Source organism: Sphingomonas kyungheensis, assembly GCF_037120395.1.
In the GTDB taxonomy this organism is placed as follows: domain Bacteria; phylum Pseudomonadota; class Alphaproteobacteria; order Sphingomonadales; family Sphingomonadaceae; genus Sphingomonas; species Sphingomonas kyungheensis.
Genome location: NZ_JBBBDM010000001.1, coordinates 31,617 through 46,653, shown reverse-complemented (window position 1 = coordinate 46,653; position 15,037 = coordinate 31,617). Strand labels below are relative to the sequence as shown.

Below are 15,037 nucleotides of genomic sequence, written 5' to 3'. Positions count from 1 at the left end.
GCATCAACATTCGCTTCGCTGCAACGCAAAATCACAATTCAGCCACCGACCAGCGCCTGGTCGCGCAGCCCGCGCCAGACGCGCAGCGCCTGCACGCTCGCCTTGACGTCGTGGACGCGGAGGATCTGCACGCCCGCCTCCGCCCCCTTGAGCGCCAGCGTCAGGCTGCCGCCGAGCCGCTCCGCCACCGGCGCCTCATGATCGAGCGCGCCGATCATCCGCTTGCGGCTCGCGCCGAGCATGATCGCGCAGCCGAGCCCGTGGAAGATGGCGAGGCCGTTGATCAGCGCCAGATTCTCGGCGAGCGTCTTGCCGAAGCCGATGCCGGGATCGACGACGATCCGCGCGCGATCGACCCCCGCCGCAACCACCGCCGCGATCCGCGCCTCGAGCCAGTCGAACACCTCGGTCAGCACGTCGCGATAGCCGGTGCGGGCGTGCCCGCCCTGTTTGGGATCGGGCGAGTGCATCAGCACCACCGGGCAGGCCGCCGCCGCGACCACGCCGAGCGCCTCGTCATCCCACAGCAAGGCCGATACGTCGTTGACGATATGCGCCCCCGCGGCGAGGGCGGCGCGCATTACCGCCGCCTTGCGCGTGTCGATCGAAACCGGCGTACCGCTGCGCGCGAGCCGTTCGACCACCGGCAGGATGCGCGCGATCTCATCGCCTTCCCACACCGCCGCCGCGCCGGGCCGGGTCGATTCGCCGCCGAGGTCGATCAGCGCCGCCCCCGCCGCCGCCATATCGACCCCCGCCGCCGCCGCCGCGGCGGGATCGTCGCCATAGCCGCCGCCGTCGGAGAAACTGTCAGGCGTGACGTTGAGGATGCCGGCGACGAGCGGCTGGTCGAGCCGCAGCGTCCGCTCGCCGAGGTGCAGCGGCGGGCGGGGCGCGGTGATCGCGGCATGGAGGCGGACGGCATGCTCGCCGAGCGTGGCGACCTCCGTAACGGGGATCGTCCGGCGTTTACCGGCTTCGATCACCTCATAGCCGGCGAACCATTGCAGCCCGCCCGCCAGCCGGGCCACCGCGCCGTCGGCCTGCGTGACCGGGCTGTCGACGAACTGGACGGGGCGGAGATGGAAGCGCATCGCCGATCCATCCGATGCGGACGCCATCGACGCAAGCGCCAATCCTCCCCGGCACGGGGAGGGGGACCGCCGCGAAGCGGTGGTGGAGGGGGGCTTCCACGAACGACACCGCCTGGGGAAGCCCCCCTCCACCAGCCTGCGGCTGGTCCCCCTCCCCGTGCCGGGGAGGATTTTTATGGTTGCGTCGCCAGCAGGTAGGTCTGCCGCAGCGTATCGATCGGCTGGAGCTTGCCGGCGCCGTCGTGGTGCCAGAAGGTCCAGCCGTTGCACGCCGGCGCGCCCTGCAAGGTCGCGCCGAGCTTGTGGATCGACCCCGCCGCGCCGCAATCGGAGACGAGGCTGCCGTCGGCGCGCACCGTCACGCGGAAGCGGCGCTTGGCGTCGGTCAGCGTCGCGCCGGGGTGGAGATAGCCGTTCTCGACCAATATGCCGAACGCCACCTTGGGCTGCTGGCGCGGGCTCTGCATCGTCGCCAGCGCCGATTCGTCGAGCGGCAGCGCCGCCGCGATCCGCTCTTCCGCGGCGGCGATGTAATCGCCTTCGCGCTCGATGCCGATCCAGCGCCGGCCGAGCCGCTTCGCCACCGCGCCGGTGGTGCCGGTGCCGAAGAAGGGATCGACCACCACGTCACCCGGCTTGGTGCAGGCGAGCAGGATGCGGTACAGCAACGCCTCGGGCTTCTGCGTCGGATGGACCTTGACGCCGTCCTTCTTCAGCCGCTCGCCGCCGCCGCAGATCGGGAATTCCCAGTCGGAGCGCATCTGCAGCTCGTCGTTGAGCGTCTTCATCGACCGGTAGTTGAAGGTATATTTGGCGCCCTCGCCCTTCGCCGCCCAGATCAGCGTCTCATGCGCATTGGTGAAGCGCGTGCCGCGGAAGTTGGGCATCGGATTGGCCTTGCGCCAGACGATGTCGTTGAGGATCCAGTAGCCGAGGTCCTGCACCGCCGCGCCGACGCGGAAGATGTTGTGATAGCTGCCGATCACCCAGATGGTGCCGTCGTCCTTGAGAATCCGTCGCGCCTCGGCCAGCCAGGCGCGGGTAAAGGCGTCATAGGCGGCGAAGGTGTCGAACTTGTCCCAATCGTCGGTGACCGCATCGACATGGCTGCCGTCGGGGCGGAACAGCTCGCCGCCGAGTTGCAGGTTATAGGGCGGATCGGCGAACACCATGTCGACCGACTTGTCGGGCAGCGCACGCATCGCCGCGATGCAATCGCCACGGACGATCGTGTCGAGCGGCAACGCCGGTGCCGCCATCGGCGCCGCGACGCGCGTCGCCACCTGCACCTGCCTGAGCTTGTCGATAACCGCCATGAGGTCCCCCTTGCCGGCCCATTCGCGCGAAACCGGGGACTCGCGTCAAGCGATCATTGGTTAATTCATCGCCGCCACGCGGCTCTGCCGCGGCGGGCGGAAGCGGCCTCAACCCAGATATGGGGAATCGGCGGCGCGCCCTGCCCCCAAGGCTAGCGTGTGTGACTCAAAAGACTCATCGGCCAAATTGGTGACCGGCGCAGCGCCAATTTCGACGCCGGCGGGGGTCTCGACGCGCCCGGCGGTGATTCGGGCGACGGCGGCGGCGACCGGCGCGAAGCTGCGGCGGTGGAGCGGCGTCGGGCCATGCGCGCGCAACGCGGCGAGATGGTGCTTGCAGCCATAGCCCTTGTTCGAATGCCAGTGATATTCGGGATGGACCAAAGCATGGTCGCGCATGATGCCGTCGCGGACGTGCTTGGCGACGATCGACGCCGCCGCGATCGACAGGCTGTGCGCATCGCCCGAGACGATCGCGGTGGCCTGGTACGACCAGCGCGGCAGACGGTTGCCGTCGACCAGCACATGGCCGGGATCGCAGCCGAGCCGCGCGACCAGCGCATCGACCGCCAGTGTCATCGCCTTCATCGTCGCCCAATAGATGTTGAGCGTGTCGATCTCGGCCGGCTCGACGATGCCGACGCCATGGACGCCGCGGGTCGTGATCAGCCCGTACAGGCGCTCGCGCTCGGCCGCGGCGAGCTTCTTCGAATCGTCGATGCCGCGCGGCGTACCCTTGGCGGGCAGCACCACCGCCGCGGCGACCACCGGCCCGGCGAGCGGCCCGCGCCCCGCCTCGTCGACCCCGGCGACCGGCGGCAGGCACGCCTTCTCGTGCTTCCAGCCCGGCACGTCAGCTCTCCATCGCATCGAACGGCACCACGCCGAGCGTATGGCCGATCGGCCCATGGCCGCCGCCGAGCGCGGGCGCGTTGACGATCGCGATGCGGACGAAGCGCACCGCGCGGCGGAACGCCGCCTCGATCCCCATGCCGCCCGCCAGCCCGGCGGCGAGCGCGCTCGCCAGCGTGCAGCCGGTGCCGTGCGTGTCGACGGTGTTGAAGCGCCGTCCGACCGCGCGCGCGATCTCCCCCTGCGGCGACAGCAGCCGGTCGACGATCTCCTCGCCGTCGCCATGCCCGCCCTTGGCGACGACGTGACAGCCATGCGCGAGCACCGCCGCCTCGCCGCCCAGCGCCGCCATTTCGGGGACGTTGGGCGTCACCACCGAGGCGACGTGCATCAGCCGCCCGAACGCACCCATCGTCGCGGCATCGGCGAGCACCGCGCCGCTGGTCGAGATCATCACCGGATCGAAGACGATCGGCACGTCGAGCTGTTCGAGCAGGTCGGCGACGGCATGCGCGACGCTCGCCGAGCCGATCATGCCGATCTTGACCGCATCGACGCCGATATCCTCGATCACCGAGCGCATCTGCGCGCCGACGACATCGGCGGGGATCGGGTGGATCGCCTGCACGCCGAGCGTATTCTGCGCGGTCACCGCGGTAATCGCGGTCATCGCATGGCCGCCGAGCATCGTCACGGTCTTGATATCCGCCTGGATTCCCGCGCCGCCACCCGAATCGGAGCCGGCGACGATCAGCACGCGCGGGATCATCCTGCGCGGCCGGCGTGGCGGTGGTGGCGGGGCTGGCGGATCGTCGATGCCATGCCGCGCCCTTGCCACAGCTTCACCCGCCGAAACAGGGGAAGGTTGCGGCCGCCCTCCTCGCCGACGCTCCGCCAACACACCGGAACGTCCGATGCCTCGGACGCGCAGCGTCGCCAGCGCTAGCTCTGAAAGCGGCGCTCCCCCGCCGCGGGATGCGCTTTCAGCACCTTGCCGGAGCGCGTCGGCCGGTCGAGCAGTTCGCCGCCGCATTCCGGGCAACGCTCGTCGAGTTCGTCCGCGCATTCCGCGCAGAAGGTCGTCTCGAGCGAGCAGATGAACGCGCCCGGCGCGTCGGCGGGCAGATCGGCGCCGCAGCGCGCGCAATCGGGGTGCATCGCCAGCATCAGGCGGCCGCCTGCCGCACGGCGTCGCAGATGCGATCGACCACGGTCTCGACCTGCCGCGCGTCGTCGCCCTCGGCCATGACGCGGATCACCGGCTCGGTGCCCGACGGGCGGATGACGAGGCGGCCGGTGCCGGCGAGTTCCGCCTCGGCGTCGGCGATCACCGCCTTCACCGCCTCGTCGTCGAGCGGCTTGCCGCCGGCGAAGCGGACGTTCTTGAGCAGTTGCGGCAGCGGCGCGAACCGGTGCAGCACCTCGCTCGCCGGCGCACCGGCGCGCTTGATCTCGGCGAGCACCTGCAACGCCGCGACGAGGCCGTCGCCGGTGGTGCCATAGTCGGACAGGATGATATGCCCCGACTGTTCGCCGCCGACGTTATAGCCCGAAGCGCGCATCTTCTCGAGCACGTAGCGGTCGCCCACCTTGGTGCGGACGAGGCCGAGCCCCTGCGCCTTGAGGTGGCGTTCGAGGCCGAGATTGGACATCACCGTCGCGACCAGCCCGCCCCCGGCGAGCCGCCCGGCGCGCGCCCAGCCCGCGGCGATCGTCGCCATCAGCTGGTCGCCGTCGACCACCGTGCCGGTCTCGTCGACGACGATCAGCCGGTCGGCGTCGCCATCGAGCGCGATGCCGATATCCGCCCCCGCCGCGACCACCGTCTCCGACAGCGTCTGCGGCGCGGTCGAGCCGACGCCGTCGTTGATGTTGGTGCCGTTGGGGGTGATGCCGATCGACACGACGTCGGCGCCCAGCTCCCACAGCGCCATCGGCGCGACCTTATAGGCGGCGCCATTGGCGCAATCGATGACGATGCGCAGGCCGTCGAGCCGCAGGTCGCGCGGGAAGGTCGATTTGGCGAAGTGGATATAGCGGCCCTGCGCGTCGTCGATACGGCGCGCGCGCCCGATCTGCGCGGGCTGCGACAGCGGCACCTCGCCGTCCTTGGCGCTGTCGATCAATTGCTCGATCGTCGCCTCCGCCTCGTCGGACAATTTGTAGCCGTCGGGCCCGAACAATTTGATGCCGTTGTCGGCGAAGGGATTGTGGCTGGCGGAGATCATCACGCCGATGTCGGCGCGCATCGACTGGGTCAGCATCGCCACCGCAGGGGTCGGCAGCGGGCCGACCATGATGACGTCCATGCCGACGCTGGTGAAGCCGGCGACCAGCGCCGATTCCAGCATATAGCCCGACAGCCGCGTGTCTTTGCCGATCAGCACGCGATGCTTGTGATCGCCGCGCTGGAAGTAGGCGCCCGCCGCCATCCCGACCTTCATCGCCATGCTGGCGGTCATCGCGCCGCTGTTGGTGAGGCCGCGAATCCCGTCGGTACCGAAATATTTCCTTGCCATCGCGTGACATCCGCTCCGCTATGCCGTCTGACCAGCTTCCCGATGCGCCAAGGAACCCGATGTCGCAAGCCACCCGTATCCTGCTGGCGCTGATCGCCGGCATCGCGCTCGGCATCCTTGCCGTGACGATCGACGAACCCATCGCGCTCGCCATCGCCAGCGTCACCCGGCCGATCGGCGAGGCGTGGCTGCACGGGTTGCAGATGGTGATCGTACCGCTGATCGTCGGGCTGCTCGTCACCGGCATCGCCGCCACCGCCGAGGCGGCCAAGGCCGGGCGGATCGCCGGGCGCGCGGTGCTGTTGTTCGTGATCGTCTTGTGGGGGACGACGCTGATGGCGGCGGCGGTGATGCCGCTGCTGCTCGACCTGTGGCCGCTGCCCGCCGCCTGGTCGGCGGCGCTGCGCCAGGCGCTCACCGCGGCACCGGCGGTCGGCACGGTGCCGACGCTCACCGATTTCTTCGATACGATCGTGCCGACCAACGTCGTCGCGGCGGCGGCGGGCGATGCCTTCCTGCCGCTCACCGTCTTCACGCTCGCCTTCGCCTTTGCGATCACCCGGCTGGAGGATGCGGCGCGGCATCGCCTGACCGAGCTGTTCCGTGCGATCACCGACGCGATGCTGGTGATCATCGGCTGGGTGCTCAAGCTCGCGCCGATCGGCATCTTCGCGCTCGCCTTCGGCGTCGGCGCGCGGACCGGCGCGGCGGCGTTCGGCGCGCTGATCCATTATATCGCCATGGTCTCGACGATCGGGGTGATCGTGCTGCTCGCCGCCTATCTGGTCGCGCGCTTTGCCGGCGGCGTGCCGATCGGCCGCTTCGCCCGCGCGGTCGCACCGGCGCAGGCGGTGGCGATCAGCACGCAATCGTCGCTCGCCTCGCTGCCGGCGATGCTCAAGGGCGCGGGCGAGGTCGGCGTCGCGCCGGCGACCGCGGGGATCGTGCTGCCGGTCGCGGTCGCCATCTTCCGCGCGACCAGCCCGGCGATGAACCTCGCGGTGGCGCTCTACGTCGCGCGCTGGCTCGGCGTGCCGATCGGCACGGGCCAGCTCGCCGCCGGGGTGGCGACCGCGGCGATCACGACGATGGGATCGGTGTCGTTGCCGGGCACGATCAGCTATTTCGCCAGCGTCGCCCCCGTCGCCTTCGCGATGGGGGTGCCGATCGAGGCGCTCGGCCTGCTCGTCGCGGTCGAGACGGTGCCCGACCTGTTCCGCACCGTCGGCAACGTCACGATGGACGTCGCCGTGACCAGCGTGGTGCAGCGGCGGGATTGAGGCCGGCGTTCCGCCCTGCCCTCACCCGTCGATGGCTGCGCCATCTCTCCCTCTCCCGGCGGGAGAGGAAGGGGCCCGCTGCCGCAGCAGTGGGAAGGGTGAGGACAGGCCTCTGATCAGCGGCGTGGCCGCTGCTCGTCCCGCGTATCCACGCCCGCCGCGGCGGGTTCGCCGATCGCCGCCTCGCCGGCGAGCGCATGCTCGGCATCCTCGCCGATCGTGTCGAGGTGCATCAGCCGCGTTACGAACGGCGCCAGCACCAGCACGACGAGCCCCACGCCCATCGAGAACCAGCCGATCCGTCCATAGACGACCAGCACCTGTGCGGGTCCGGCGCCCTCGCCGCCGGTCGCCTGCGCGATCAGCCCGGCGATGAAATTGCCCGCCGCGGTGGCGAGGAACCAGGTGCCCATCATCAGCCCGGTCATGCTCGCCACCGACAGCCGGGTCATCGACGACAGGCCGATCGGCGAGAAGCACAGCTCCCCCATCGAATGCAGCATGTAGAGCAGGATGACGAAGATCGCCGGGGTGAGGCCGCTCGCCGGCGCGCCGAGGATCAGCGCGAAAAATCCCGCGCCGACGAGGACGAGGCCGATGCCGAACTTGAACGGCGCCGACGGCTCCAGCCCGCGCTTGCCGAGTGCCGTCCACAGCAGGCCGAACAGCGGTGCGAGCGTGATGATGAAGAAGGAATTGACCGACTGGAACCACGAGGCCGGCATCTCCCAGCCGAACACCGTGCGGTCCACCGACTGATCGGTGTAGAGATTGAGCGACGATCCCGCCTGTTCGAACAGCGCCCAGAACAGCGGCGACAGCGCGACGAGGAACAGCGCGGCGAAGATGCGATGCCGCTCGACCCGCGGCAGCGCGCGGAAGGCGGTGAGCAGGATATAGCCGACGGTCAGCGCCGAGCCGACGATCAGCACCAGCCCGACCGCACCCTGGCTGCGCACCAGCCACCACGACAGCGCGACGCCGACCAGCGCGCCCGCATAGATCGTCCATTCGACCGACAGGCCGATCGGCGACTTGGCGCTGAGCCCGCCGACGACCGGCGGCTCGCCCACGTCGTACAATTCGCGGCGCAGCAGCACGAAAACGACCAGGCCGAGCGCCATGCCGATCCCCGCCGCGCCGAAGCCCCAGCCCCAGCCCATCCGCTCGCCGAGATAGCCGATCAGCAGCGGGCCGATGAAGGCGCCGGTGTTGATCCCCATGTAGAAGATCGAAAACGCACCATCGCGGCGGCTGTCGTCGCGCGGATAGAGTTTGCCGACCAGCACCGAGATATTGGCCTTGAGGAAGCCGGTGCCGACGATGATGAAGGCGAGCGCGAGGTAGAAGCCGTTGAGTGCGCTGCCCTGCACACCGGCGGGCGCCTCGAACGCAGCGATCATCAGATGGCCGATGGTGATCAGCACGCCGCCCGCCAGCACCGCCTTGCGCGGCCCGAGATAGCGGTCGGCGATATAGCCGCCGATGATCGGCGTGACGTAGATCAGCGCGGTATAGGCGCCATAGACCGCAAAGGCGGGCTGTTCGCCGAACAGGAAGTGCTTGGTCAGGTAGAAGACCAGAATGGCGCGCATGCCGTAATAGGAAAAGCGTTCCCACATCTCCGCGAAGAACAGCATGAACAGCCCGAGCGGGTGTCCGAGGAGGGTGCGCGCGTGGGCCGGTACGCCGCCCCCGCTCGCCGATGTGATGGCCATAAGGTCTGACAACTCCGACACAAACATGGAGCCTGCCCGATCGGGCGGCGGATCGCGTCAACCTAACGGCTGATCCCCTGCTGTAAACATCGCCGCCAGCGGCTATGGGCGGGCATCATGTTCAACGACACCGCCACGCCGCTCTCGCTGCTCACCACCCGCCGCTCCGGCAAGCCGCGCGATCTCGTCGCCCCCGGCCCCGATGCGGCGCAGCTCGACCAGATGCTCGCCATCGCCGCGCGCACCCCCGATCACGGCAAGCTGTCGCCGTGGCGGTTCGTGGTGATCGACGATCGCGATGCCTTGTCGCAGCTGCTGGCCGACGCCTATCGCGCCGAACGCCCGCAGGCGCCGCGCGGCGACACCGATGCGCTCGACCAGTTCGCGCGGCAGGCGCCGGCGCTGGTCGTGGTGCTGTCCGCGCCGGTGACGACCAGTCACATCCCGCTGTGGGAGCAGGAATTGTCCACGGGTGCAGCGACGATGAACCTGCTGCATGCCGCGCATGCGATGGGCTTCGCCGCGGGCTGGCTGACCGGCTGGCCGACCTTTTCCGATCGGGTGCGCGACGCATTCGGCGCCGCGCCGGAGCGGATCGCCGGCTTCGTCTTCATCGGCACGCCGGGACGGCCGCTCGACGAACGGCCCCGCCCGGATCTCGCACGCATCGTCTCGCACTGGCCCAAGGCGGGATGACGCCGCGTCGGTGCGCGATGGACCTTTGTCGGGAATAGTGTATTAAGTCAGCATGACAGCGCTCAGCAACGAGGACAGCCCGGTCTATATCCGGCTACGCGGCACCATCGCGGCAGGCATCCTGCGCGGCGACTATCGCGCCGGCGACCAGCTTCCCTCGGTGCGCGCCTTCGCCGCCGAACATGGCGCCAACCCGCTCACCGTCGCCAAGGCCTATCAGAGCTTCCAGGACGACGGCTATGTCGAGGTGCGCCGCGGCGTCGGCATGTTCGTGCTGCCCGGCGCGGCGGAGAATCTGCGCGCCGCCGAACGCGCCGCTTTCGTCGAGACGCAATGGCCGCGCATCCGCAGCTATATCGACCTGCTCGGCCTCGACGCCGCCGACCTGCTCGCCTGCGAACGGGCGTAGCCCCGCGGGCAGCAAGCCCGGCGCAGGTGTTTCGAGCCTCATACCCTCATCCGTCAGCCCCGAGCCCGTCGAAGGGCGGCTTGCCCGGGTGAGCCAACGTGTGGGAGGGGGTGGGCTTCGACAGGCTCAATCCGAACAGCGGGGAGCCCTCCGCCCCCGGTTCAGAACAACTCCAGCGCCGCCACCTCGTCCGGCGTCAAATCGATCCCGAACATCAGCGACATCCGCATGCGATAAATGCGGGGGTCGGTGATCTCGGCGACGCTGCTGTTGTCGCCGGCGCGGCGGTGATAGCGGCGGTCGGTCAGCCCGGCGAGGCCGTGCGGCAGGACGATGCTGGCGATGGTCCGCTGGGTGAAGCGGCTCTCCGGCGCGGTCGCGGTCCAGTGGTTGGACAGCGCGAGATCGGCGTCGAACACCTCGGCCTCGTGGAAGCTATATTGCCGCTGCCAGCCCTCGCCGGTGCCGCGCCCGTCGGTCGAGCCGGGGTCGCCGCGGCGGCTGAGCATCCAGCCATGCTCCGCGTCACGTTCGAGTTTGAACGCGGCGCCGTCGGGGGCCTCCGCCTGCCAGCCATCGGCCAGGGCCATCACCGGCGCGTAGCTGCCGCCGAAGCCGGGGTCGGCGATCCAGTCGCGGCCGTCGATCGTCACCAGGCTGAACGTGTGCGTCAGCGGCGGCGCCTGCTCGGCGCCGAGCCAGACGCGGGCGAGCAGCGGGCGGACGGTGAAGCCGAGCGCGGTCAGCGCATCCATGAACAGCCGGTTCTGCTCGAAGCAATAGCCGCCACGCTTGCCGGTGACGAGCTTGGCGAACACCGACGCGCCGTCGATCGCGATGCCGCGGCCGAGCCGCACATCGAGATTCTCGAACGGGATCGACAGGCGATGCTCGCGCTGCAACCGGCCGAGCCCCTCGGCATCCGGGGTGACGCGCGCGGGCAGGCCGATGCGGGCGAGATAGGCGTCGAGATCGAACATGGGGTTTCCTTAAAATCCTCCCCGCTCGCGGGGAGGGGGACCAGCCGCAGGCTGGTGGAGGGGGGCTGCCGCACACGCAGCGCCGGCGGAAGCCCCCCTCCGTCAGCGCTTGCGCGCTGCCACCTCCCCGTATCGGGGAGGATTAGGTCAGGCGGCGAACGCCTCGGCCGGCACCGCGTACAGCACCTCGGCGCTGGCCGTCGCCGCCGCCTCGAGCCCCAATGCCTCGGGCACGATCTGGTCGAGGTAGAAGCGTGACGCCGTACGCTTGACGGTGGCGAAGCCGTCGTCGCCCGCGACCAGCCGGCCGGAGCGCTCCATCAGCCAGCCACAGACCGCGACCGAGGTCATCGTCAGGAACGGATAGCTCGCGGCGAGCCTGTCGTCTGCATCCGCGGTGGCCAGCCGGCGCGCGATCCGCTCGACCGCGTCGATCAGCGCGACGAGCTGCGGATGCGCCGCCTCGCCGCGCATGTCGGCGACCAGCGCCGCGAAGGCGCCGCCATTGTCGAGCGCCAGCTTGCGCCCGACCAGATCGGCGGCCTGGATGCCGTTGGTGCCTTCGTAGATCGGCGTGATCCGCGCATCGCGGAAATATTGCGCCGCGCCGGTCTCCTCGACATAGCCCATGCCGCCGTGCACCTGGATGCCGAGGCTGGCGACCTCGTTGCCGATGTCGGTGCCATGCGCCTTGGCGAGCGGCGTCACCACCTCCAGCCGGTTGCGCGCCGCCGCGTCGCCGAGCGCGGCGCGATCGACCTGCCCCGCGGCATAATAGACGAGCGCGCGCGCCGCCTGCGTCTGCGCCTTCATCCGCAACAGCATGCGGCGCACGTCGGGATGATCGACGATGCGCACCGCCTCCTTGCTCGCCGCACCGGCCCGCGCCGACTGGACGCGTTCGAGCGCATAGCCGACCGCCTTCTGCGTCGCGCCCTCGGCGATCTGCACGCCCTGCAAGCCGACGTTGAGCCGGGCATTGTTCATCATCGTGAACATCGCGCGCATCCCGCCATGTTCCGCGCCGATCAGCTCGCCGATGCAATCGTCGTGATCGCCGAAGCTCAGCACGCAGGTCGGCGAAGCGTGCAGGCCCATCTTGTGCTCGATCGACACGACGCGGACGTCGTTGAAGTCGCCCGGCCGGCCCTCGGCATCGAGGCGGAATTTGGGGACGAGGAACAGGCTGATGCCGCGCGTCCCCGCCGGTGCATCGGGCGTGCGGGCGAGGACGAGGTGGACGATATTGTCCGCCATGTCGTGGTCGCCGAACGAAATGTAGATCTTGGTGCCCTTGATCGACCAGCGCCCGTCACCGAGCGGCTTGGCGGTGGCGCGCAAGGCGCCGACGTCGCTGCCCGCCTGCGGCTCGGTCAGGTTCATCGTGCCGGTCCATTCGCCGGTGGCGAGATGCGGCAGATACTGCGCCTGCTGCGCATCGCTGCCATGGTGGATCAGCGCCTCGATCGCGCCGACGGTCAGCGTCGGGCAGAGCGCGAAGCTCATGTTGGCGCTGCCCAGCGTATCGAGCACCGCGGTCTGGATCGCGAACGGCAGGCCCTGCCCGCCGAAATCCTCCGGCACGCCGATGGTGCCCCAGCCACCCTCGACGTAATCGTGATACGCCTTGATGAAGCTTGCCGGCATATGCACGCCGTCGGGCGACCATTTGGCACCCACCGTATCGCCCTCGCGATTGAGCGGCGCCCATTCGCCGGCGGCGAACTGGCCGACGCCTTCGAGCACCGCGTCGACCACGTCGGCGCTCGCGGCGGCGAAGCGATTGGTGGCGGCGAGTTCGTCGATGCGGACGACATGCTCCAGCACGAAACGCTGATCGGCCACGGCTGCGGTAAAGGACATCATTCTCTCCTGGTGAGGGAGACGATATAGCCCCGACGGATGGCCGATCCAAACCCGCGCATCTTACCCTACGGCATGGCCGCGCTCGCCGAGGCGGCGGCGCGAATCACCGCCGGCGAATGCGTCGCGGTGCCGACCGAGACGGTCTATGGCCTCGCCGCCGACGCCGGCAACGCCGATGCGGTGGCGGGCATCTATGCCGCCAAGGGCCGGCCGAGCTTCAACCCGCTGATCGTCCACGTTCCCGATCATGCCGCCGCCGAGCGGCTGGTGATGTTCGACGCCGATGCGCGCGCGCTCGCCGCGCGGTTCTGGCCGGGGCCGCTGACGCTGGTGCTGCCGCTGCGCGACGGCGCGCCGATCGCCTCTTTGGTGACGGCAGGGCTGGCGACGCTGGCGATCCGGGTGCCGCGCCACCGCGCGATGCAGGCGCTGCTCGCCGCGACCGGCCGACCGCTCGCCGCGCCCTCCGCCAATGCGAGCAACCAGCTGAGCCCGACCCGCGCCGCGCATGTCGCGCAGAGCCTCGGCACCCGCGTGCCCTTGATCCTCGACGACGGGGCGACCGAGGCGGGGCTCGAATCGACGATCATCGCCGGGCGGACGATCCTGCGCCCCGGCCCGATCACCGCCGCCGACCTGCCGTTTCCCGCCCTCCCCTATATAAAGGAGTCTGCGATCACCGCGCCGGGGCAGCTCGCCACCCATTATGCGCCGCGCAAGCCGCTGCGGCTCGATGCGACCGAGGCGCGGCCGGACGAGTGGCTGATCGGGTTCGGCGCGGTCGGCGGGGAGGATATGCTGTCGGCAACGGGCGACCTGCGCGAGGCGGCGGCGCGGCTGTTCGACGCGCTCCACCGCGCCGACGCGAGTGACCGCGAGGCGATCGCGGTGGCGCCGGTGCCCGCCGAAGGACTGGGCGTCGCGATCAACGACCGGCTCGCGCGCGCCGCGCATCGGTAGTCGGAGGCCTTGCCCATCGTCTCCCCGCGGCCTTTGTCATCCTCACTTCCCTCGTCATCCCCGCGCAGGCGGGGATCCAGACGCGCTGGCCTAGCTTGAGCCACCACGTCAGCGGCTATGGATCCCCGCCTGCGCGGGGATGACAGGGATTGGGAGGGCGCATCTACCGCCGAGCACGGATAGCCTGCCAAAGCCTACCAGACGCCGAAAATCCCGGCGGCGCGAGGGCCACCGGGATTCTGGCTTCGCCTGTCCTTGGGGAACAAGCTCGGTCGGCGCCTTTGCCCTTGGGGGGCGGCGCCAGCGCCGATCTGAGGATTACTGGAGCAGCTTGAGCACGCCCTGCTGGCTCTGGTTCGCCTGCGAGAGCATCGCGGTCGACGCCTGGCTGAGGATCTGCGCCTTGGCGAGCGCGGTCGTCTCGGCCGAGAAGTCGGCGTCCTCGATGCGGCTCTTCGCGTCGGTCAGGTTGGTGACGTTGGTGGTCAGGTTGTTGACCACCGACTGCAGACGGCTCTGGCCGGCACCGATCGAGGCGCGGGTCGTGTTGACGGCGCTCAGCGCGGTGTCGAGCGTGGCGAGGGCGTTCTGCGCGTTCGTCGCGTTGCTGACCGAGATACCACCGGTGATGCCGTCGGAACCGGCCGGCTGATACATCTGATCGCCGGTGGCGAGCGTCTTCTCGGTGCCGATGTCAGCCGAAGTGACGGTCGCGCCGCCGAGCTTGCCGCCATAGGCCACGTCTTCCGCGGTGACGGTGCGCTTGGTGCCGACGAGCGGATCGCTCGCGCCGAGCGCGGTGGTCAGGCCGGCGGTCACCGAACCGGCGGTGACGGTGCCGCTGACCGGAACCAGGTTGAGCTTGTTGATCGTCAGCTTCATCTGGTCGCTCGAATTGGCGCCCGCCTGGATCGCGATGCTCTGGTCGGCCGAGGCGCTGAACAGCGACACGCCGTTGAACTTGGTCTGCGAGATCGTCACCAGCTGCTTCTGCAGCTCGGCGATTTCCGTGCCCATGTTGGTGCGGTCCGAGTCCTGATAGGTGCCCGACGCCGACTGGACGGCGAGTTCGCGCATCCGCTGCAGGATGTTGCTGGCTTCGCCGAGCGCGCCATCGGCGGTCTGGGCGAGCGCGATACCGTCATTGGCGTTGCGCACCGCCTGGTTCATGCCGCGGACCTGCGCGTTCATCGAGGTCGAGATCGCGAGGCCGGCGGCATCGTCCTTCGCCGAGTTGATGCGCTTGCCGGTCGACAGACGCTCCATGGCGGTCGACAGCTGCATGTTGGCGGTGGTCGAAGCGTTCGCCGCACGCAGCGACGCGATGTTGGTGCCGATAACGGTCAT

13 protein-coding genes and 1 pseudogene are annotated in these 15,037 nt (G+C 69.8%); 4 read left to right on the top strand and 10 right to left on the bottom strand.

What is annotated here, in order from left to right:
* Nucleotides 1-38: 38 nt before the first annotated feature.
* From folP to glmM, 6 genes and pseudogenes are all read right to left on the bottom strand, one after another.
* Nucleotides 39-1,094, bottom strand: a complete 1,056-nt coding sequence (gene folP / locus V8201_RS00245; RefSeq protein ID WP_336544184.1) for a dihydropteroate synthase — start codon at nucleotides 1,092-1,094, stop codon at nucleotides 39-41.
* Between the two features lie 173 nt (nucleotides 1,095-1,267).
* On the bottom strand, nucleotides 1,268-2,410 hold the full coding sequence (locus V8201_RS00240; protein ID WP_037535152.1) for a site-specific DNA-methyltransferase: 1,143 nt from the start codon (nucleotides 2,408-2,410) through the stop codon (nucleotides 1,268-1,270).
* 258 nt (nucleotides 2,411-2,668) lie between these two features.
* Nucleotides 2,669-3,262, bottom strand: a pseudogene (gene rnhB / locus V8201_RS00235) (ribonuclease HII); the annotation flags it as partial.
* Nucleotide 3,263: 1 nt separating this feature from the next.
* Nucleotides 3,264-4,031 (bottom strand): bifunctional hydroxymethylpyrimidine kinase/phosphomethylpyrimidine kinase, encoded by a 768-nt coding sequence (thiD, locus tag V8201_RS00230; protein ID WP_336544183.1) that lies wholly within the window; start codon nucleotides 4,029-4,031, stop codon nucleotides 3,264-3,266.
* A 173-nt stretch (nucleotides 4,032-4,204) separates the two neighbouring features.
* Nucleotides 4,205-4,429 carry a DUF1272 domain-containing protein gene (locus V8201_RS00225; protein WP_271299624.1) on the bottom strand — a complete coding sequence of 75 codons (225 nt, stop codon included), beginning with the start codon at nucleotides 4,427-4,429 and terminating at the stop codon, nucleotides 4,205-4,207.
* Nucleotides 4,429-5,781: a phosphoglucosamine mutase gene (gene glmM, locus V8201_RS00220; RefSeq protein ID WP_037535155.1), complete on the bottom strand. Its 1,353-nt coding sequence runs from the start codon at nucleotides 5,779-5,781 to the stop codon at nucleotides 4,429-4,431. The genes V8201_RS00225 and glmM overlap by 1 nt, the downstream gene beginning before the upstream one ends.
* 59 nt (nucleotides 5,782-5,840) lie before the next feature.
* On the opposite strand from glmM, the gene V8201_RS00215 reads away from it, so the two are divergent.
* Nucleotides 5,841-7,061: a dicarboxylate/amino acid:cation symporter gene (locus V8201_RS00215; RefSeq protein WP_336544182.1), complete on the top strand. Its 1,221-nt coding sequence runs from the start codon at nucleotides 5,841-5,843 to the stop codon at nucleotides 7,059-7,061.
* A 116-nt stretch (nucleotides 7,062-7,177) separates the two neighbouring features.
* Here the strand turns inward: V8201_RS00215 and V8201_RS00210 are convergent, their stop codons facing one another.
* Nucleotides 7,178-8,779, bottom strand: a complete 1,602-nt coding sequence (locus V8201_RS00210) for a peptide MFS transporter (protein WP_037535157.1) — start codon at nucleotides 8,777-8,779, stop codon at nucleotides 7,178-7,180.
* Between the two features lie 117 nt (nucleotides 8,780-8,896).
* Here V8201_RS00210 and V8201_RS00205 point away from each other — a divergent pair, with 117 nt between their 5' ends.
* Both V8201_RS00205 and V8201_RS00200 read left to right on the top strand, forming a co-directional pair.
* Nucleotides 8,897-9,475, top strand: coding sequence for a nitroreductase family protein (locus V8201_RS00205; RefSeq protein WP_037535158.1), 579 nt, complete (start codon nucleotides 8,897-8,899; stop codon nucleotides 9,473-9,475).
* 52 nt (nucleotides 9,476-9,527) lie between these two features.
* Entirely contained in the window at nucleotides 9,528-9,884 is a 357-nt protein-coding gene (locus V8201_RS00200; protein ID WP_037535159.1) for a GntR family transcriptional regulator, read from the top strand.
* 161 nt (nucleotides 9,885-10,045) lie between these two features.
* Here the strand turns inward: V8201_RS00200 and V8201_RS00195 are convergent, their stop codons facing one another.
* A complete protein-coding gene (locus tag V8201_RS00195; protein WP_336544181.1) occupies nucleotides 10,046-10,864 on the bottom strand; it encodes an arylamine N-acetyltransferase family protein in 819 nt (272 codons plus the stop codon).
* 147 nt (nucleotides 10,865-11,011) lie between these two features.
* A complete protein-coding gene (locus tag V8201_RS00190; RefSeq protein ID WP_336544180.1) occupies nucleotides 11,012-12,730 on the bottom strand; it encodes an acyl-CoA dehydrogenase family protein in 1,719 nt (572 codons plus the stop codon).
* A gap of 36 nt (nucleotides 12,731-12,766) precedes the next feature.
* Between V8201_RS00190 and V8201_RS00185 the strand changes: the two genes are divergently transcribed.
* A complete protein-coding gene (locus V8201_RS00185; protein ID WP_336544179.1) occupies nucleotides 12,767-13,690 on the top strand; it encodes an L-threonylcarbamoyladenylate synthase in 924 nt (307 codons plus the stop codon).
* Between the two features lie 318 nt (nucleotides 13,691-14,008).
* Here the strand turns inward: V8201_RS00185 and V8201_RS00180 are convergent, their stop codons facing one another.
* Complete coding sequence (locus V8201_RS00180) at nucleotides 14,009-15,037, bottom strand: flagellin N-terminal helical domain-containing protein (RefSeq protein ID WP_037535163.1); 1,029 nt, start codon at nucleotides 15,035-15,037, stop codon at nucleotides 14,009-14,011.